Here is an 18,221-nt window from a genome sequence, read left to right on the forward strand (position 1 = left end):
GCCCCCTGCTTGCCCGCTTATTCCTGCGGTTCTTCGTCGGCTGCGGCGTCGAGTTGCTGGTCTTCGGCAACGTCGTCAATCACGACTTCACCGTCGAACACTGCACCCTCTTCACCTTCCAGCTCTTCACCTTCGACTTCCGACGGCTCTTGAACCCGCTCAAGACCTACCAGTTTTTCATCGCTGGCCAGTTTGATCAGGGTCACGCCCTGGGTGTTACGACCCAGACTGGAGACTTCGTCAACACGCGTACGCACCAGGGTGCCCTGGTCGGAAATCAGCATGATTTCCTCACCGTCGAGCACCTGGACTGCACCGACCAGTCGGCCGTTACGGTCGTTGCTGACCATGGCGATAACGCCCTGACCGCCACGTTTGTACTCAGGGAACTCGGTGATCGCCGTACGCTTGCCGTAACCTCGCGCCGAAGCGGTGAGGATCTGGCTGCCTTCTTCCGGGATCAGCATCGAAATCAGCTTCTGGCCTTCCGGCAGGCGCATGCCGCGTACACCGCGAGCGGTACGGCCCATGGCGCGAACGTCGGTTTCCTTGAAGCGAGTGACCTTGCCGCCGTCGGAGAACAGCATGACTTCGCGCTCGCCATCGGTAATGGAGGCAGAAATCAGCACGTCGCCTTCGTCCAGTTCCAGCGCGATCAGGCCAACGCTGCGCTGACGGCTGAAGGATTCCAGCGGGGTCTTCTTCACGGTGCCGTTGGCGGTGGCCATGAAGATGAAGTGACCTTCGGTGTACTCATCGACCGGCAGCATGGTGGTGATGTATTCACCCTCGCCCAGCGGCAGCAGGTTGACCAACGGACGACCACGGGCAGCGCGAGACGCTTCCGGAATTTCGTAGGTTTTCAGCCAGTACACTTTGCCTTTGCTGGAGAACAGCAGCAGCGTGGTGTGGCTGTTGGCGACCAGCAGGTGAGCGATGTAGTCCTCATCCTTGACGCCGGTAGCCGATTTGCCTTTACCGCCACGACGCTGAGCCTGGTACGCAGCCAACGGCTGGGTCTTGGCGTAGCCGCCGTGGGAAATGGTCACGACGCGCTCTTCTTCCGGGATCATGTCACCCAGGGTCAGGTCGAGACGGGCATCAAGAATCTCGGTGCGACGCACATCGCCGTATTCGGCGCGGATCACTTCCAGCTCTTCGCGGATCACTTCCATCAGGCGCGTGGCGCTGCTGAGGATGCGGATCAGTTCGCCGATCTGGTTGAGGATCTCTTGATACTCGGCCAGCAGCTTTTCGTGTTCCAGACCGGTCAGACGGTGCAGACGCAGCTCCAGAATGGCTTGCGCCTGTTCCGGCGACAGGAAGTACTTGCCTTCGCGCAGACCGTATTGCGGGTCCAGAGTCTCTGGACGGCACGAATCGGCGCCGGCACGTTCAACCATCGCAACCACGGCGGAAGATTCCCACGCAGTCTTGATCAGCGCTTCCTTGGCTTCCGACGGCGTCGGCGAAGCTTTGATCAGGGCGATGACCGGGTCGATGTTCGACAGTGCAACCGCTTGACCTTCCAGAATGTGACCACGTTCGCGGGCTTTACGCAGTTCGAACACGGTACGGCGGGTAACGACTTCGCGACGGTGGCGAACGAAGGCTTCCAGCAGGTCCTTGAGGTTCAGGATCCGCGGACGGCCGTCGATCAGCGCGACGATGTTGATACCGAACACCGCTTGCAGCTGGGTCTGGGCGTAGAGGTTGTTGAGGATCACCTCAGGCACTTCGCCGCGACGCAGCTCGATCACAACGCGCATACCGTCCTTGTCGGACTCGTCGCGCAGTTCGGTGATGCCTTCGAGCTTCTTCTCTTTTACCAGCTCGGCGATCTTCTCGATCAGACGGGCCTTGTTCAACTGGTAAGGGAGTTCGGTGATGACGATCTGCTGACGGCCACCGACCTTGTCGATGTCTTCGATCATCGAGCGGGCGCGCATGTAAATGCGGCCACGACCGGTGCGGTAGGCTTCGATGATGCCGGCGCGACCGTTGATGATCGCGGCGGTCGGGAAGTCCGGACCAGGGATGTATTGCATCAGCTCATCGATGGTCAACTCGGGGTTGTCGATGAGTGCCAGGCAACCGTCGATGACTTCACCGAGGTTGTGCGGCGGAATGTTGGTCGCCATGCCCACGGCGATACCGCTGGAGCCGTTGACCAACAGGTTGGGAATACGGGTCGGCATGACCGCCGGGATCATTTCGGTGCCGTCGTAGTTCGGCACCCAGTCCACGGTTTCTTTGTGCAGGTCAGCCAGCAGCTCGTGCGCCAGCTTGGTCATGCGCACTTCGGTGTATCGCATGGCGGCGGCGTTGTCGCCGTCCACGGAACCGAAGTTGCCTTGACCGTCTACCAGCAGGTAGCGCAGCGAGAATGGCTGCGCCATCCGAACGATGGTGTCGTACACCGCGGTATCACCGTGAGGGTGATACTTACCGATCACGTCACCGACAACACGGGCAGATTTCTTGTACGGCTTGTTGAAGTCGTTGCCCAGCTCGCTCATCGCGAATAGCACACGCCGGTGCACGGGCTTCAAGCCATCGCGCGCATCCGGCAGTGCCCGCCCGACAATTACGCTCATCGCGTAGTCGAGGTAGGACTGCTTCAGCTCGTCTTCGATATTGACCGGGAGGATTTCTTTGGCCAGTTCGCCCATGAGAAGCCTGATTCCTTTTTCTGGTGAAACCTCGTCACATCCATATGGGACGAACGAAGCTCGCCGCTGCAGGCTGAGTGCCATGCAACGACTTACGACAAATCAACGAGTTATGCCATGGATCTGCGCAGTAAAGGCAGCCACATCGGGCTACCTTGGAAACCGCCGGATATTATCACAAGAGCCGCCACGCACCTATCCCCCTGATGCGCATGGAGTGTAGTTAGTTGACTGGTGGCAGGCTTGAAGGGGACGAGAGAGGCTTAGAGCCGTCACAACCCAAGATTCGCAAGCAAATTTGGGGCATCAGGAGCGGGAGACCGAGTCATCGTTCTTCGCGGGCAAGCCTCGCTCCTACAGATCGCGCGATCCTGTAGGAGCGAGGCTTGCCCGCGAAGACGATTTATCAGACGCCAGATATCTTTAATGCAGGCGCTTGCGGCACATCAACTGCGTCATTTTCGCGGTGTCCGGGCGCTCGACGATGCCTTTTTCGGTGACGATCACATCGATCAAGTCAGCCGGCGTCACGTCGAACACCGGGTTGAACGCATCGACATCAGCGCCGACCCGCGTGCCGCCGACTTCCAGCAACTCGCGACCGTCGCGCTCTTCAATCGGGATGTCATCACCGCTGGCCAGGTTCATGTCGATGGTCGAACTCGGCGCCACCACCATGAAGCGCACGCCGTGGTGCATGGCGTTCACCGCCAGCTGATAGGTGCCGATCTTGTTGGCCACGTCGCCATTGGCGGTGATCCGGTCAGCGCCGACGATCACCCAGGTAATGCCTTTGGTCTTCATGATGTGCGCAGCGGCGGAGTCGGCATTGACCGTCACGGGAATGCCTTCGTTGGCCAATTCCCATGCGGTCAGCCGCGAACCTTGCAGCCAGGGACGGGTTTCGTCGGCATAGACGCGCTCGACCATGCCCTCGATGAACGCCCCACGAATGACGCCAAGTGCCGTACCGAAGCCGCCGGTCGCCAGTGCGCCGGTATTGCAGTGGGTCAGAATCGCCTGGGCGTTGCCCTGATGCTTGCGGATCAAGTCCACACCCAGTTGCGCCATGGTCAGGTTGGCTTCGCGATCACTCTCATGAATGGCGATAGCCTCCGCTTCCAGCACCGCCAGCGGATCGGCGTGATGCTTCAGACGCTCAAGTCGGTCGCGCATGCGGCCCAGCGCCCAGAACAGGTTAACCGCGGTAGGACGGGAATCGGCGAGCAGCGCGAAATCCTCTTCCAGCGCCGCCTGCCAGTCGCCGCCCTGGGCAAACCGCGCGCGGGCCGCCAGCACAACACCATAGGCGGCACTGATGCCAATCGCCGGCGCGCCGCGCACCACCATCGAACGAATGGCCTCGGCCACGCCAGCGGCGCTGGTGTAGGCGATCCACGTTTCCTCAAACGGTAAAATACGCTGATCCAGCAGGTACAGGGCGCCATCACGCCAATCGATGGCCTTCACCTTCTCCGCAGCCAACAGTCGATCGCGCATCCCTCACCCCGCACTCATGAACAAAAGCCGTCGATTATAGCGATCCCCCTGCGAAGACGCTCGGGTATACTTCGCCATCCTTTACAAAAGCTCTGGAACCGACTCTCGATGCCGAACTCTGCTGCGCTCGACCTGTTATTACTGCCGACCTGGCTGGTACCGGTCGAACCCGCTGGCGTTGTCCTCAAAGAGCACGCCCTCGGCATCCGTGACGGGCGCATTGTCTTTATCGGCCCGCGCGCCGCAGCACTGAAGCTTAACGCAACCGAAGTCCGCGAATTGCCGGACATGTTGCTTTGCCCTGGCTTGATCAATGCCCACGGGCATGCGGCGATGACGCTGTTCCGTGGTCTGGCCGATGATTTGCCGCTGATGACCTGGCTGGAAAACCACATCTGGCCGGCCGAAGCCAAGTGGGTCGATGAAGCGTTCGTACGTGACGGCACTGACCTGGCGATCGCCGAGCAGATCAAAGGTGGCATCACCTGCTTTTCTGACCTGTATTTCTTCCCGAAGGTTGCCAGCGAGCGCGTCCATATCAGCGGCATTCGCGGGCAAATCGCGATTCCGATCCTCGACTTCCCGATCCCGGGTGCCAGTACGGTGGACGAAGCCATTCGTCAGGGCGTCGAATTGTTCGGCGATCTCAAGCTCCACGAGCGCATCAAAGTGACCTTCGGCCCTCACGCACCCTACACCGTGGGCGACGAGACCCTGGAGAAAATCCGGGTGATCGCCGAAGAACTGGACGCCTCGATCCATATGCACGTGCATGAAACGGCTTATGAAGTGCAGCAGTCCGTCGAGCAGCGCGGCGAACGCCCATTGGCCCGCCTCGGGCGCCTGGGTTTGCTGGGGCCGCGCTTTCAGGCGGTTCACATGACTCAGATCAGCGATGAAGACCTGGTGTTGCTGGTAGAAAGTAATACCAGCGTGATTCATTGCCCGGAGTCGAACCTGAAGCTGGCCAGCGGGTTCTGCCCGGTGGAGCGCTTGTGGCAGGCTGGCGTCAATGTGGCTGTCGGCACCGATGGCGCGGCCAGCAACAATGACCTGGACCTGCTCGGCGAAACCCGCACGGCCGCGTTGCTGGCCAAAGCCGTCGCCGGCTCGGCCACCGCGCTCGACGCCCATCGCGCCCTGCGCATGGCCACGCTCAACGGCGCCCGTGCGCTTGGGATCGAGGCTGACGTCGGTTCGCTGGAAGTCGGCAAAGCGGCAGACATCGTCGCGTTCGACCTCTCCGGCCTGGCGCAGCAACCGGTGTACGACCCGGTTTCGCAGCTTATATATGCCACCGGCCGCGACTGCGTGAAACACCTTTGGGTCGCCGGCAAGCAACTGCTCGACGACCGTCGCCTGACTCGCCTGGATGAAGAACAGCTCTGCGCCACCGCCAAGGCCTGGGGCCAGCGCATCAGTGGCCATACCGAATCGTAAGCACCCCGGACCTACCACCGGGGCAACAGGATTTTTCAAGTTTTAGAGGACTTAACCATGAGCAACGTCGACTACGCCGAAATCGCCAAATTCGAAGCCCTGGCCCATCGCTGGTGGGACCGCGAGAGCGAGTTCAAACCGCTGCACGACATCAACCCGCTGCGGGTCAACTGGATTGACGAACGCGTCAGTCTGGCCGGCAAGAAAGTCCTCGACGTCGGTTGCGGCGGCGGCATCCTCAGCGAAGCCATGGCCCAGCGCGGCGCTACCGTCATGGGCATCGACATGGGCGAAGCGCCGCTGGCGGTCGCGCAACTGCATCAACTGGAATCCGGCGTGAGTGTCGAATACCGGCAGATCACCGCCGAAGGGCTGGCCGAAGAAATGCCTGAGCAGTTCGACGTGGTCACCTGCCTGGAAATGCTTGAACACGTGCCGGACCCCTCCTCGGTGATCCGCGCCTGTTTCCGCATGGTCAAACCCGGCGGCCAGGTGTTCTTCTCCACCATCAATCGCAACCCGAAGGCGTACCTGTTCGCCATCGTCGGCGCGGAATACATCATGAAGCTGCTGCCGCGCGGCACCCACGACTTCAAGAAATTCATTCGCCCGTCCGAGCTCGGCGCCTGGAGCCGCATGGCCGGCCTGACCGTCAAAGACATCATCGGCTTGACCTACAACCCGCTGACCAAGCACTACAAACTGGCCTCCGACGTGGACGTCAACTACATGATCCAGACCCTGCGCGAGGAGTAAGCCGATGCGTATCAGAGCAGTTCTTTTCGACATGGACGGCACGCTGCTCGACACCGCGCCGGACTTCATTGCGATCTGTCAGGCGATGCGTGCCGACCGCGGCCTGCCGCCGATGAACGACCAGCACATTCGCGACGAGATCTCCGGCGGCGCCAAGGCGATGGTCGCCGTGACCTTCTCCATGGACCCGGAATCACCGGGTTTCGAGGAATTGCGCCTGGAGTTCCTGGAGCGCTACCTCGCCGGTTGCGCGGTTCACAGCAAACTCTTTGACGGCATGGGCGAACTGCTGGCCGACATCGAGAAGGCCAACCTGATCTGGGGCGTCGTCACCAACAAGCCGCTGCGGTTTGCCGAGCCAATCATGCAGCAGCTTGGATTGGCCGAGCGCTCGGCGCTGTTGATCTGCCCGGACCACGTGAAAAACAGCAAACCGGACCCCGAGCCGTTGATTCTGGCGTGCAAGATGCTCGACCTAGACCCGGCCTGCGTGCTGTTTGTGGGTGATGACTTGCGCGATATCGAGTCCGGTCGCGATGCCGGCACCAGAACGGCTGCCGTGACCTATGGCTACATTCATCCGGACGATAACCCGCGGCATTGGGGCGCGGATGTGGTGGTGGATCATCCGCTGGAGTTGCGCAAGGTGCTGGACAGCGCTTTGTGTGGTTGCTGAGTGGCGATGCGGAGCGTCACTGCCTGCATTCCCACGCGGAGCGTGGGAACGATCTATGCGTGCCTACTGAATTGTTGTGAGGATTTTTATGTTTGATTATTCCGCCCGCCCAGATTTGCTCAAGGACCGGGTCATCCTGGTCACCGGCGCTGGCCGTGGCATCGGCGCTGCCGCCGCGAAAACCTTCGCCGCGCACGGTGCCACCGTGCTGTTGCTGGGCAAGACCGAAGCCAACCTGACTCAGGTCTATGACGAAATCGAAGCCGCCGGCCATCCACAACCGGCCGTGATCCCGTTCAACCTGGAAACCGCCCTGCCCCATCAATACGATGAGCTGGCAGCGATGATCGAAACCGAATTCGGCCATCTCGACGGTTTGCTGCACAACGCGTCGATCATTGGCCCGCGTACGCCGATCGAGCAGCTATCTGGCGAAAACTTCATGCGCGTCATGCACGTCAACGTCAACGCCATGTTCATGCTCACCAGCACCCTGCTGCCGCTGCTCAAGCTGTCTCAGGACGCCTCGGTGGTGTTCACTTCCAGCAGCGTCGGTCGCAAAGGGCGCGCGTATTGGGGCGCTTACGGCGTCTCAAAGTTCGCCACCGAAGGCTTGATGCAAACCCTGGCGGACGAAGTCGATACCGTGGCACCGATGCGCTCCAACAGCATTAACCCGGGCGCTACCCGCACCAGCATGCGCGCCCAGGCCTACCCGGGTGAAAACCCGCTGAACAACCCGACGCCCGAGGAGATCATGCCGGTCTACCTCTACCTGATGGGTCCGGACAGCACCGGCGTCAACGGCCAGGCGTTCAACGCTCAGTAACGCCCGCGCGTCGCTTTTGGGCCGCGACGGCTTCCCGTCGCGGCCCTCAAAGTGCGGCGCAACCACACACCAATGGCAAGTCAAACAACTGCCACCGCATTCGGGAAAAATTTTAAAACAATCACCAAGTGATTGATTTATAACGTATTTTATTTGAAGGAACTGAATGGCACGACTTTCGCTCTAAATTTGCTCAGACACGCAGTGTGAAAGCAAACGGGCGGACGCCAAATGAAATCACCTTCCCAGACCAACGCCATTGACTTCGATGTTGCCAAATTGCAACGCCTGGGCCTTGGTCAACAGTCTTCCCTTCGGGAGAGGCCAGTCAGCCTTGCGCAACTGCGTCAGAAGCTGAGCCTGCAGCTGCAAACCAGTCTTGAGCCGCAACGCATTCTCGGGCTCTTCTTTCGTGAAATTCAGCGACTTGTACCGCTCGACACCTTGATCTATCAGCACAAGGCCAGCGACTTGCGCCTAGAGTTCGGCCTGCGCGGCCATCACTCGATCAGCTACAGCCTCAGCCATGAAGGCGAGCACCTGGGTGATCTGATATTTCGTCGCAATCAGCGCTTCAGTGAGCAGGAACAAGGCAACCTCGAGTCGCTGCTGTCCGCATTGATGTATCCGATGCGCAATGCCCTGCTCTACCGCGCCGCCACCCAAAGTGCCTTGCGCGATCCGCTCACGGACACCGGCAACCGCATCGCCATGGATCAGACCCTGCAGCGGGAAATCGAGATGGCGCGTCGGCATCTGCAACCCTTGTCGCTGCTGATGCTGGACATCGATCACTTCAAACACATCAACGACAACCACGGACACAGCGCCGGCGATGACGTGCTCAAGGCCGTCGCAGCCTCGATCAAAAGCCAGTTGCGCAACGTGGACATGGTTTTCCGGTTTGGCGGCGAGGAGTTCCTGATTCTGCTGTCCAACACCAACCGGGAAGCGGCAGCCCTGGTCGGCGAGCGACTGCGGTTTGCCGCGCAGGCTGAAGATTATGCTGCCGATGGTAATAGGGTCGAGCTGACGGTCAGCCTTGGCTGCTCGACCCTAATGCCCGGCGAGTCTGCCGATAGCCTGTTGCGACGGGCCGACAGTGCGTTGTATGTAGCAAAGCGCGAGGGGCGCAACCGATTGGCGATGGCGGGCTGAACATCCGCCAGAGCGGGCTCGCTGGTGCAGCGGTCCGTATGGACAGGTATTAGCGACTAGTACCGCGCAAATCCCCCACCAACCCTTGCAACCGGGAGGGTTCTGCCGATTCAACCGACACCGCAGGCCCTGCCACCAGCGTCACCCGCGACCACAACCGACGAAACACACCCTTTTGCGGGTCGCGGCTGAAGAAACTCCCCCACAAACCCCGCAGTGCCAATGGAATCACCGGCACCGGCGTCTGTTCGAGAATCCGCGTCAGCCCGCCCTTGAACTCATTGATCTCGCCATCGGCGGTTAATTTGCCCTCAGGGAAGATGCACACCAACTCGCCGTCCTTCAGATACTGAGCAATGCGCGTGAACGCTTTTTCGTAGATCTGAATGTCTTCCTGCCGCCCCGCGATCGGAATGGTCCCGGCCGTGCGAAAGATAAAATTGAGCACCGGCATGTTGTAGATCTTGTAATACATCACAAAGCGAATCGGCCGACGCACCGCGCCGCCAATCAGCAAGGCATCGACGAAGGACACGTGATTGCACACCAGCAACGCCGCGCCTTCATCGGGAATCAGCTGCAGATTGCGATGTTCCACGCGGTACATGGAATGGCTGAGCAGCCAGATCATGAAGCGCATGCTGAACTCGGGGACGATGCTGAAGATGTAGGCGTTGACGCCGATGTTCAGCAGCGACACCACCAGGAACAACTGCGGGATCGACAGCTTGACCATGCTCAGCAAGACAATCGAGACAATCGCCGAGATCACCATGAACAGCGCGTTGAGAATATTGTTGGCGGCAATCACCCGCGCCCGCTCGTTCTCGGGGGTACGTGACTGAATCAGCGCGTACAGCGGCACGATGTAGAAACCGCCGAACACGCCAAGCCCCAGAATGTCGATCAACACCAGCCAGGCATGGCCAAAACTCAGGACTTCGATCCAGCCATGACCGGTAACGCTGTCCGGTATTCCACCGGAATGCCACCACAGCAGCAGACCAAACACGGTCAGACCGAACGAGCCGAACGGCACCAGACCGATCTCGACTTTGCGTCCGGACAGTTTTTCGCAGAGCATCGAACCGAGTGCGATACCGACCGAGAACACGGTAAGAATCAACGTCACCACGGTTTCATCGCCGTGCATCCACTCCTTGGCGTACGCCGGGATCTGCGTCAGATAAACCGCCCCGACAAACCAGAACCACGAGTTGCCGACAATCGAACGCGACACCGCTGGGGTCTGCCCCAAGCCCAGTTTCAACGTGGCCCAGGACTGGCTGAAAATGTTCCAGTTCAGACGCATTTCAGGTGAGGCGGCCGCCGCCCGTGGAATGCTGCGACTGGCCAGATAGCCGAGCACCGCAATACCGATGATCGCGGTGGAGACGATCGGCGCGTAATGACTGGACGACATCATGATCCCGGCGCCGATGGTCCCGGCGAGGATCGCCAGGAAGGTGCCCATTTCCACAAGGCCGTTGCCACCCACCAGCTCTTCGTCACGCAAGGCCTGCGGCAGGATCGAGTATTTCACCGGCCCGAACAGCGCTGAGTGAGTGCCCATGGCAAACAGCGCCACCAGCATCAGCGACAGGTGATCGAACATGAAACCGACCGCGCCGACCGCCATGATGGCGATCTCCCCGAGTTTGATCAGACGGATCAACGCGTCCTTGGCAAACTTTTCACCGAACTGCCCGGCCAGTGCCGAGAACAGAAAAAACGGCAGGATGAACAGCAGCGCACACAGGTTGACCCAAATCGAGCGATCGCCCTCGATAGTCAGCTTGTACAAAATGGCGAGGATCAGCGACTGCTTGAAGATGTTGTCGTTGAACGCCCCGAGCGACTGCGTGACGAAGAATGGCAGGAAGCGCCGGGTGCGAAGCAAGGTGAACTGTGAGGGGTGACTCATCTTCCATGTGTCCCTGATGTTGGGTAGAGAGTGGCGTGGATACCGTTATTGGAATATCGAACGACGATCCAGGCCACACATTACCTATCTTCGCCGGTTATTTCTTTAATCCGGCTATGCACGGCGAGACAAATAACTCGCCCCGCCACGCCCCTAGCACCGTACGTTTGGCGACGATCAGCCACATCACCGCCAGCAACACCACCAGCACGCAGCCGAAAGCACTGAAAAACGTCAGGTTCAAGGTGCTGGCCAGTTTCAACGTCGCCAGAGAATAGACGCCCAACGGGAAGGTAAAACCCCACCAGCCGAGATTGAAAGGAATACCGGCGCGCAGGTACCGCAGGGTGATCAGCACCGCGATCAGCATCCACCACAAACCAAAACCCCACAGGGTGATCCCGGCCACCAACCCCAGCCCTGCGGCGATTTCACCGATGCCCGGCAGACCGTTGGCCGCAAAGATGGCCGGCGCATCGGCCCCCAGCAGCAACATGCCCAGCGCTCCGGTGCCGATCGGGCCCAACGCCAGCCAGCTGGAGGCGGCCATGTTTTCGTGGGGCAATTTATGCAACGCCATGCGCAGCAACAGAATGGTCAGAATGCTGAACGCCACCGGTAAGGAAAAGGCCCAAAGCACGTAGCTCGTCACCAGCACCACCAGTTGCGAATGGGCATCCGCCAGGTGCGGCGCCAACAGACCACCGCTGGCGGCCGCCACTTCCGCCGCCACCACCGGCAACAGCCAGACGGCAGTCATCTGGTCGATGCTGTGTTCCTGGCGGGTAAACATCATGTAGGGAATCAGCACGCCGCACGCCAGAGACATCGCCACATCCAGCCACCACAGCACCTCGGCGACATGAATCACGCCCTCACCCCAACGCGGCAAACCGAACAACAGAAGGCCATTAATGATGGTCGCCAGGCCCATGGGGATGGTGCCAAAAAACATCGAAACCGTGGAGTGGCCGAAAATCCGCCGCGCCTCATCAAAAAACAGCACCCAACGCGCCGCGTATAGCGCCGTAAACAAAACGAACAGCACGATATTAAACAGCCAAAGGGCTTCGGCAATCGCGTGCAAAACGGGATTTGCCGTAGGCAGTTGCGCCAGCGCCAACGCCAGCACGCCGGTGCCCATGGTGGCGGCGAACCAGTTCGGCGTGAACTGGCGGATAACTTCGCGCGGGTGCTGTAAATGACTGAAAGGTCTGAAACCGGATGGAGCGGTGTTGGGGCATGTCATGGTGAACTCCTGTCCTCAGTTGAGGTGGCGCCCATGGTAGATCTAAATTGAATATCGATATAACGGGTAATATCTCTAACTGTTATCTGTTTTGCAGATATAGCGTCAGACGCTGCCTTCAGTCTCGATCACCAGAATTCGCGCCACCCCCTGCGGATGGGCAACGTGTTCGGTGCCGACATCGGCATAAAAGATATCCCCTACACCCAACACCACTTGTTTCTCCTGACCGTCTTCGCGATAACGCATCTGCACGACTCCATCCAGCACCACGAACACTTCTTGCCCATCATTGACGTGCCATTTATAGGGCTGATCAGTCCAGTGCAAACGCGTTGTGATGCCGTTCATGTTGGCGATATCCAAAGCGCCCCAGGCACGGTCAGCGGTGAAGGATTTGCTGCGGATGATTTTCATGCGTCGGTCCGTCGAAATGAATGGCGGTGCCAAGGCTAGCGGTCATCGCACATCGACGCCACAGACTTTCATGGACCGCTTACGCATCAATGCGAGTTGAGCGCCGACCGAGAGAATAATCAGCACCGCGCCGTAACCATCGGTGGTTGCCACCAGTCCAGGTCCGGGTCAAGTTTCCGGCCAGCAACGACGGCAAGCAGAAAGTAACTGAGTACATAGAAAGCCGACATCAACCCTGCCCGCTCATGGGGCAAGGCCAGCGGCACGACACTGCGCAACGCACCCAGGAAACCGGCGCCGAAACCACATCCGGCGACCATCAACGCGCCAGTCACCGTCAACACAGCCACCGTCGCACCGCCAATCAGATTTGAGGTCGATCCGGTGGCCGTGCGAACCAGAGACGGTGCCAAAGAAGCTTCGCGGGCAAGCCTCGCTCCCACAGGTTTCGTGTTGACCGCATGATTCAGATACGACACGAAACCTGTGGGAGCGAGGCTTGCCCGCGAAAGAGGCCCGCTTAGGCGCCAAAGATCCAACTGACAAACACCCTGCGGCACCCCGCCGCGCCGCGACCTTGGTCGACACTGACTAACCCCTGACATCGTGCGAGACTGTCTGTCCGGGCGGGAGTCCCGGGTGTCTTTTGTCGGGAGTTCCCATGTCGCTGTCCAGCGGGCTGATCGCCGCCGTCGCCCTGGCCTATATGGCCATCTTGTTCGCCATCGCCTTCTACGGCGACCGTCGCAGCACGCCGTTGCCGCCGCGGGTGCGCGCTTGGGTGTACAGCCTGTCGCTGGCCGTCTATTGCACCAGCTGGACCTTCTTTGGCGCCGTGGGCCAGGCCGCCGAACAGCTCTGGTCTTTCCTGCCGATTTACCTCGGGCCGATCCTGCTGCTGGTGTGCGCGCCGTGGGTCCTGCAAAAAATGGTGATGATCAGCAAGCAGGAGAACATCACCTCCATCGCCGACTTCATCGCCGCGCGCTATGGCAAATCCCAGTCGCTGGCGGTGGTGGTGGCGCTGATCTGCCTGGTCGGCGTGTTGCCCTATATCGCGTTGCAACTGAAGGGCATCGTGCTCGGGGTGAACTTGCTGATCGGCGCCGGTGCCGACGCCATGGGCACTCGCGCCCAGGACACCGCGTTGATCGTGTCGCTAGTGCTGGCGCTGTTCACCATCGTCTTCGGTACCCGCAACCTCGACGCCACGGAACACCATCGCGGCATGGTGCTGGCGATTGCGTTCGAATCGCTGGTCAAGCTGTTCGCTTTTCTCGCGGTCGGCGCGTTTGTGACTTACGGCCTGTACGACGGTTTCGACGACCTGTTCGACCAGGCCATGCTCGCACCGCGCCTCGAAGAATATTGGAAGGAAACCATCAACTGGCCGTCGATGGTGGTGCAAACCGGCGTGGCAATGATGGCAATCATCTGCCTGCCCCGACAGTTCCACGTGACCGTGGTGGAAAACATTGACCCTCAGGATCTGCGCCTGGCCAAATGGGTGTTTCCCGCCTATCTGGCGCTGGCGGCACTGTTTGTCGTTCCCATCGCCCTCGCCGGCCAGATGCTGCTGCCGAGCTCGGTACTGCCGGATTCTTTTGTCATCAGCCTGCCGCTGGCCCAATCCCATCCTGCCCTGGCGATGCTGGCGTTTATCGGTGGCGCCTCGGCGGCAACCGGCATGGTGATTGTCGCCAGCGTGGCGCTGTCGACCATGGTCTCCAACGACATGCTGTTGCCATGGTTGCTGCGGCGCAACAACGCCGAACGGCCGTTCGAAGTGTTCCGCCAGTGGATGCTCTCGGTGCGCCGAGTGAGCATCGTGGTGATTCTGCTGCTGGCCTACGTCAGTTATCGCCTGCTCGGCTCGAAGGCGAGCCTGGCGACCATCGGCCAGATCGCCTTCGCCGCCGTGACCCAATTGGCCCCGGCCATGCTCGGCGCGCTGTACTGGAAACAGGCCAATCGTCGCGGTGTGTTCGCCGGTCTCGCTGCCGGGACGTTCCTGTGGTTCTACACCTTGATCCTGCCGATTGCCGCCAACAGCCTCGGCTTGTCCTTGAGCAGTTTTCCCGGCTTGGCCTGGTTACACAGCAACCCATTGAACCTGCCGATTACCCCGCTGACGCAGGGCGTGGTGCTGTCTCTTGCGGGCAACTTCACGCTGTTCGCCTGGGTTTCGGTGCTGTCCCGTACGAGGGTTTCGGAACACTGGCAGGCGGGTCGCTTTATCGGTCAGGAAATCAGTGCCCGCCCCAGCGCCCGTTCGATGCTGTCGGTGCAGATCGACGATTTGTTGCAGTTGGCGGCTCGCTTCGTCGGTGAAGAACGCGCCCGTCAGAGTTTTATCCGCTTCGCCTACCGCCAAGGCAAAGGCTTCAACCCGAACCAGAACGCCGACGGTGAATGGATCGCCCATACCGAACGCTTGCTGGCCGGTGTGCTCGGCGCTTCTTCGACCCGGGCAGTGGTAAAAGCCGCCATCGAAGGTCGGGAGATGCAACTTGAGGACGTCGTCCGAATCGCCGATGAAGCCTCGGAGGTGCTGCAATTCAACCGCGCACTGCTGCAAGGCGCGATCGAGAACATCACCCAGGGCATCAGCGTGGTCGACCAGTCGTTGAAACTGGTGGCCTGGAACCGGCGCTATCTGGAGTTGTTCAATTACCCTGATGGGCTGATCAGGCTTGGCCGACCGATTGCCGACATCATTCGCTACAACGCCGAGCGCGGCCTGTGCGGCCCCGGCGAAGCCGAAGTGCACGTCGCCCGCCGCTTGCACTGGATGCGTCAGGGCCGCGCCCACACCTCTGAAAGACTTTTCCCCAATGGCCGTGTGATCGAGCTGATCGGCAACCCGATGCCGGGCGGCGGTTTCGTCATGAGTTTCACCGACATCACCGCGTTCCGCGAGTCGGAGCAGGCGCTGACCGAGGCCAACGAAGGCCTGGAGCGACGGGTTACCGAGCGGACCCACGAACTGTCGCAACTCAACGTTGCCCTGACCGACGCCAAAGGCACCGCGGAGTCGGCCAACCAGTCGAAAACCCGTTTCCTGGCGGCGGTCAGCCATGACTTGATGCAACCGTTGAACGCCGCGCGACTGTTCTCCGCCGCCCTTTCCCACCAAGACGACGGCTTATCCGGCGAGGCGCAGAAACTGGTCCATCACCTGGACAGTTCACTGCGCTCGGCCGAGGACTTGATCAGCGACTTGCTGGACATTTCCCGCCTGGAAAACGGCATGATCAACCCTGATCCCAAGCCTTTTGTGCTCAACGAACTGTTCGACATCCTCGGTACCGAGTTCAAGGCGCTGGCCCGGGACCAGGGGCTGAAATTCCGTGTCAGGGGCAGTACGTTGCGAATCGACAGCGACATCAAACTGTTGCGACGAATCTTGCAGAATTTCCTGACCAATGCCTTCCGCTACGCCAAAGGCCCGGTGCTGCTGGGCGTTCGCCGGCGCAAGGGCGAGCTGTGCCTGGAGGTCTGGGACCGTGGTCCGGGCATTCCAGAGGATAAGCAGCGGGTCATTTTCGAGGAATTCAAACGCCTCGACAGCCACCAGACCCGTGCGGAAAAAGGCCTGGGGCTGGGCCTGGCCATTGCTGACGGACTGTGTCGCGTACTGGGTCATACCTTGCGCGTACGCTCCTGGCCGGGGCGCGGCAGCGTGTTCAGCGTCAGTGTGCCGTTGGCTAGCGCTCAAACCGCCCTGCCGACCAAAATCGCCGAACTCAACGGCAAATTGCCGAGCGGCGCGCAGGTGCTGTGCATCGATAACGAAGACAGCATCCTGATCGGCATGAACAGCTTGCTCACCCGCTGGGGTTGTCAGGTCTGGACCGCCCGTAACCGCGATGAATGCGCGGCGCTGCTCAGTGACGGCGTGAGGCCGCAATTGGCGCTGGTGGATTACCACCTGGACCATGGCGAGACCGGAACCGAGTTGATGGCGTGGTTACGCACCCAACTGGGTGAACCGCTGCCAGGGGTAGTGATCAGCGCCGATGGGCGACCGGAGATGGTGGCCCAGGTGCATGCAGCGGGACTGGATTACCTGGCAAAACCGGTAAAACCGGCGGCGTTGCGGGCGTTGCTGAGTCGGCATTTGCCGTTGTAGCGCGGCAGGTTGTGTCTCAGATCGTTCCCATGCTCTGCGTGGGAACGATCATTTACTCCGGCAACTCGACCAAGCCATCCACATCGGTCATCGCCCGCTCCAGCAAGTCTGCCGGCAGGCTCTTGCTCGCCCGCGCGCCAAGCAACTTGAGCTGCTCGCTACGGCTGACCAGATTGCCGCGGCCTTCCGTCAGTTTATTGCGCGCAGAGCTGTAGGCCTTATCCAACTGCTGTAAGCGATTACCGACTTCATCCAGATCCTGGATGAACAACACGAACTTGTCGTACAGCCACCCGGCGCGCTCGGCGATTTCCCGGGCGTTCTGGCTTTGGCGCTCCTGCTTCCACAGGCTGTCGATAACACGCAGGGTCGCCAGCAAAGTGGTCGGACTGACAATCACGATGTTACGGTCGAAGGCCTCCTGAAACAGCGTCGGCTCAGCCTGCAATGCGGCGGAAAACGCCGCTTCGATCGGTACGAAAAGCAGGACGAAATCCAGGCTGTGCAAGCCATCGAGACGCTTGTAATCCTTGCCGGCCAGTCCTTTGACGTGATTACGCAAGGACAGCACATGCTGCTTGATCGCGATCTGGCCGATGGCATCGTCTTCGGCCGCGACGTATTGCTGATAGGCCGTGAGGCTGACCTTGGAATCGACCACCACCTGCTTGTCGCCTGGCAGATAAATGATCACGTCCGGCTGATAACGCTCACCGTCAGGGCCTTTGAGGTTGACCTGGGTCTGATACTCGCGCCCCTTTTCCAGGCCCGCGTGTTCAAGCACCCGCTCAAGAATCAGCTCACCCCAGTTGCCCTGGGTTTTCTGGCCTTTCAAGGCGCGGGTCAGGTTGGTGGCTTCGTCGCTCAGGCGCAGGTTCAGCTGTTGCAGCCGCTCCAGTTCCTTGGCCAGGGAAAAACGTTCGCGGGCTTCAGCCTGATAGCTTTCCTCGACGCGCTTTTCGAAGGACTGGATGCGTTCTTTCAACGGATCGAGCAACTGACCGAGGCGTTGCTGACTGGTTTCGGCAAAGCGCTGCTCGCGCTCGTCGAAGATCTTGCCGGCAAGCTCCGCGAACTGCGCTCGCAGTTCGTCTCGCGAGCCCTGCAGGTCGTTCAGGCGCTGCTGATGGCTTTCCTGCTGCTCACGCAGCTCGGCGTTGAGCGAGGCGGTTTGGGCGTCCAGACGACGTAACTCGGCTTCTTTGCCGGCGCGTTCCAGATTCCAGGCGTGGGCGGCATCGCGGGCATCGTCACGTTCGATCTGCAGCAGTTCGACTTCACGGCGCACGGCGGCCAGGTCTGCCTGTTTGGCGGCGTTGGCCTGGCCCAGATCACCGAGTTCATCGCGACAGGCTTCGAGTTGGGCGTTCAATCCGTCCTTGGCCAGATGGGCCGTGGCCAGGCGCTCTTCCAGCAGCGCAACCTCTGACTGCGTGGCGCTCGCTCGACGTTGAAGTTGCCAGGCCAG

The 18,221-nt window shown here is 60.3% G+C and carries 12 protein-coding genes and 1 pseudogene; 6 read left to right on the top strand and 7 right to left on the bottom strand.

What is annotated here, in order from left to right; all coding sequences use genetic code 11:
• Positions 1-17: 17 nt before the first annotated feature.
• Positions 18-2,672: a DNA gyrase subunit A gene (gene gyrA, locus ACYZTU_RS20280; RefSeq protein ID WP_449645697.1), complete on the bottom strand. Its 2,655-nt coding sequence runs from the start codon at positions 2,670-2,672 to the stop codon at positions 18-20.
• Between the two features lie 423 nt (positions 2,673-3,095).
• Entirely contained in the window at positions 3,096-4,172 is a 1,077-nt protein-coding gene (gene mtnA / locus ACYZTU_RS20285) for an S-methyl-5-thioribose-1-phosphate isomerase (RefSeq protein ID WP_461965007.1), read from the bottom strand.
• A 108-nt stretch (positions 4,173-4,280) separates the two neighbouring features.
• Between mtnA and ACYZTU_RS20290 the strand changes: the two genes are divergently transcribed.
• The 5 genes from ACYZTU_RS20290 to ACYZTU_RS20310 all read left to right on the top strand — a co-directional run bounded on the left by ACYZTU_RS20290 (position 4,281) and on the right by ACYZTU_RS20310 (position 9,031).
• On the top strand, positions 4,281-5,612 hold the full coding sequence (locus ACYZTU_RS20290) for a TRZ/ATZ family hydrolase (protein ID WP_461965009.1): 1,332 nt from the start codon (positions 4,281-4,283) through the stop codon (positions 5,610-5,612).
• A gap of 57 nt (positions 5,613-5,669) precedes the next feature.
• A complete protein-coding gene (gene ubiG, locus ACYZTU_RS20295; RefSeq protein ID WP_449645694.1) occupies positions 5,670-6,368 on the top strand; it encodes a bifunctional 2-polyprenyl-6-hydroxyphenol methylase/3-demethylubiquinol 3-O-methyltransferase UbiG in 699 nt (232 codons plus the stop codon).
• A gap of 4 nt (positions 6,369-6,372) precedes the next feature.
• On the top strand, positions 6,373-7,044 hold the full coding sequence (gene mupP / locus ACYZTU_RS20300) for an N-acetylmuramic acid 6-phosphate phosphatase MupP (RefSeq protein ID WP_461965011.1): 672 nt from the start codon (positions 6,373-6,375) through the stop codon (positions 7,042-7,044).
• Between the two features lie 88 nt (positions 7,045-7,132).
• Positions 7,133-7,873 carry a YciK family oxidoreductase gene (locus tag ACYZTU_RS20305; protein WP_461965013.1) on the top strand — a complete coding sequence of 247 codons (741 nt, stop codon included), beginning with the start codon at positions 7,133-7,135 and terminating at the stop codon, positions 7,871-7,873.
• A 231-nt stretch (positions 7,874-8,104) separates the two neighbouring features.
• The gene (locus ACYZTU_RS20310; protein ID WP_461965015.1) at positions 8,105-9,031 is read left to right on the top strand and encodes a GGDEF domain-containing protein; all 927 of its coding nucleotides are present in this window, start codon (positions 8,105-8,107) and stop codon (positions 9,029-9,031) included.
• Between the two features lie 49 nt (positions 9,032-9,080).
• Here the strand turns inward: ACYZTU_RS20310 and ACYZTU_RS20315 are convergent, their stop codons facing one another.
• The 4 genes and pseudogenes from ACYZTU_RS20315 to ACYZTU_RS20330 all read right to left on the bottom strand — a co-directional run.
• The gene (locus ACYZTU_RS20315) at positions 9,081-10,955 is read right to left on the bottom strand and encodes an MFS transporter (RefSeq protein ID WP_461965017.1); all 1,875 of its coding nucleotides are present in this window, start codon (positions 10,953-10,955) and stop codon (positions 9,081-9,083) included.
• Positions 10,956-11,052: 97 nt separating this feature from the next.
• Complete coding sequence (locus ACYZTU_RS20320; protein WP_461965019.1) at positions 11,053-12,204, bottom strand: TDT family transporter; 1,152 nt, start codon at positions 12,202-12,204, stop codon at positions 11,053-11,055.
• 105 nt (positions 12,205-12,309) lie between these two features.
• The gene (locus ACYZTU_RS20325; RefSeq protein ID WP_461965021.1) at positions 12,310-12,621 is read right to left on the bottom strand and encodes a cupin domain-containing protein; all 312 of its coding nucleotides are present in this window, start codon (positions 12,619-12,621) and stop codon (positions 12,310-12,312) included.
• Between the two features lie 42 nt (positions 12,622-12,663).
• Positions 12,664-13,037 (bottom strand): annotated as a pseudogene (locus tag ACYZTU_RS20330) (MFS transporter); the annotation flags it as partial.
• A gap of 245 nt (positions 13,038-13,282) precedes the next feature.
• Between ACYZTU_RS20330 and ACYZTU_RS20335 the strand changes: the two are divergent.
• Positions 13,283-16,753, top strand: coding sequence for a hybrid sensor histidine kinase/response regulator (locus ACYZTU_RS20335; RefSeq protein WP_461965023.1), 3,471 nt, complete (start codon positions 13,283-13,285; stop codon positions 16,751-16,753).
• A gap of 52 nt (positions 16,754-16,805) precedes the next feature.
• On the opposite strand, the gene ACYZTU_RS20340 is transcribed toward ACYZTU_RS20335, so the two are convergent.
• Positions 16,806-18,170 carry a DNA recombination protein RmuC gene (locus ACYZTU_RS20340; protein WP_461971120.1) on the bottom strand — a complete coding sequence of 455 codons (1,365 nt, stop codon included), beginning with the start codon at positions 18,168-18,170 and terminating at the stop codon, positions 16,806-16,808.
• Positions 18,171-18,221: the final 51 nt, after the last annotated feature.

The sequence above is a fragment of the Pseudomonas sp. HLT2-19-2 genome, from assembly GCF_054898005.1.

Excerpts from the sequence above, each read along its gene's own strand:
- gyrA (WP_449645697.1), bottom strand. The coding sequence starts at position 2,672 with ATGGGCGAACTGGCCAAAGAAATCCTCCCGGTCAATATCGAAGACGAG.
- mtnA (WP_461965007.1), bottom strand. The coding sequence starts at position 4,172 with ATGCGCGATCGACTGTTGGCTGCGGAGAAGGTGAAGGCCATCGATTGG.
- ACYZTU_RS20290 (WP_461965009.1), top strand. The coding sequence starts at position 4,281 with ATGCCGAACTCTGCTGCGCTCGACCTGTTATTACTGCCGACCTGGCTG.
- ubiG (WP_449645694.1), top strand. The coding sequence starts at position 5,670 with ATGAGCAACGTCGACTACGCCGAAATCGCCAAATTCGAAGCCCTGGCC.
- mupP (WP_461965011.1), top strand. The coding sequence starts at position 6,373 with ATGCGTATCAGAGCAGTTCTTTTCGACATGGACGGCACGCTGCTCGAC.
- ACYZTU_RS20305 (WP_461965013.1), top strand. The coding sequence starts at position 7,133 with ATGTTTGATTATTCCGCCCGCCCAGATTTGCTCAAGGACCGGGTCATC.
- ACYZTU_RS20310 (WP_461965015.1), top strand. The coding sequence starts at position 8,105 with ATGAAATCACCTTCCCAGACCAACGCCATTGACTTCGATGTTGCCAAA.
- ACYZTU_RS20315 (WP_461965017.1), bottom strand. The coding sequence starts at position 10,955 with ATGAGTCACCCCTCACAGTTCACCTTGCTTCGCACCCGGCGCTTCCTG.
- ACYZTU_RS20320 (WP_461965019.1), bottom strand. The coding sequence starts at position 12,204 with ATGACATGCCCCAACACCGCTCCATCCGGTTTCAGACCTTTCAGTCAT.
- ACYZTU_RS20325 (WP_461965021.1), bottom strand. The coding sequence starts at position 12,621 with ATGAAAATCATCCGCAGCAAATCCTTCACCGCTGACCGTGCCTGGGGC.
- ACYZTU_RS20335 (WP_461965023.1), top strand. The coding sequence starts at position 13,283 with ATGTCGCTGTCCAGCGGGCTGATCGCCGCCGTCGCCCTGGCCTATATG.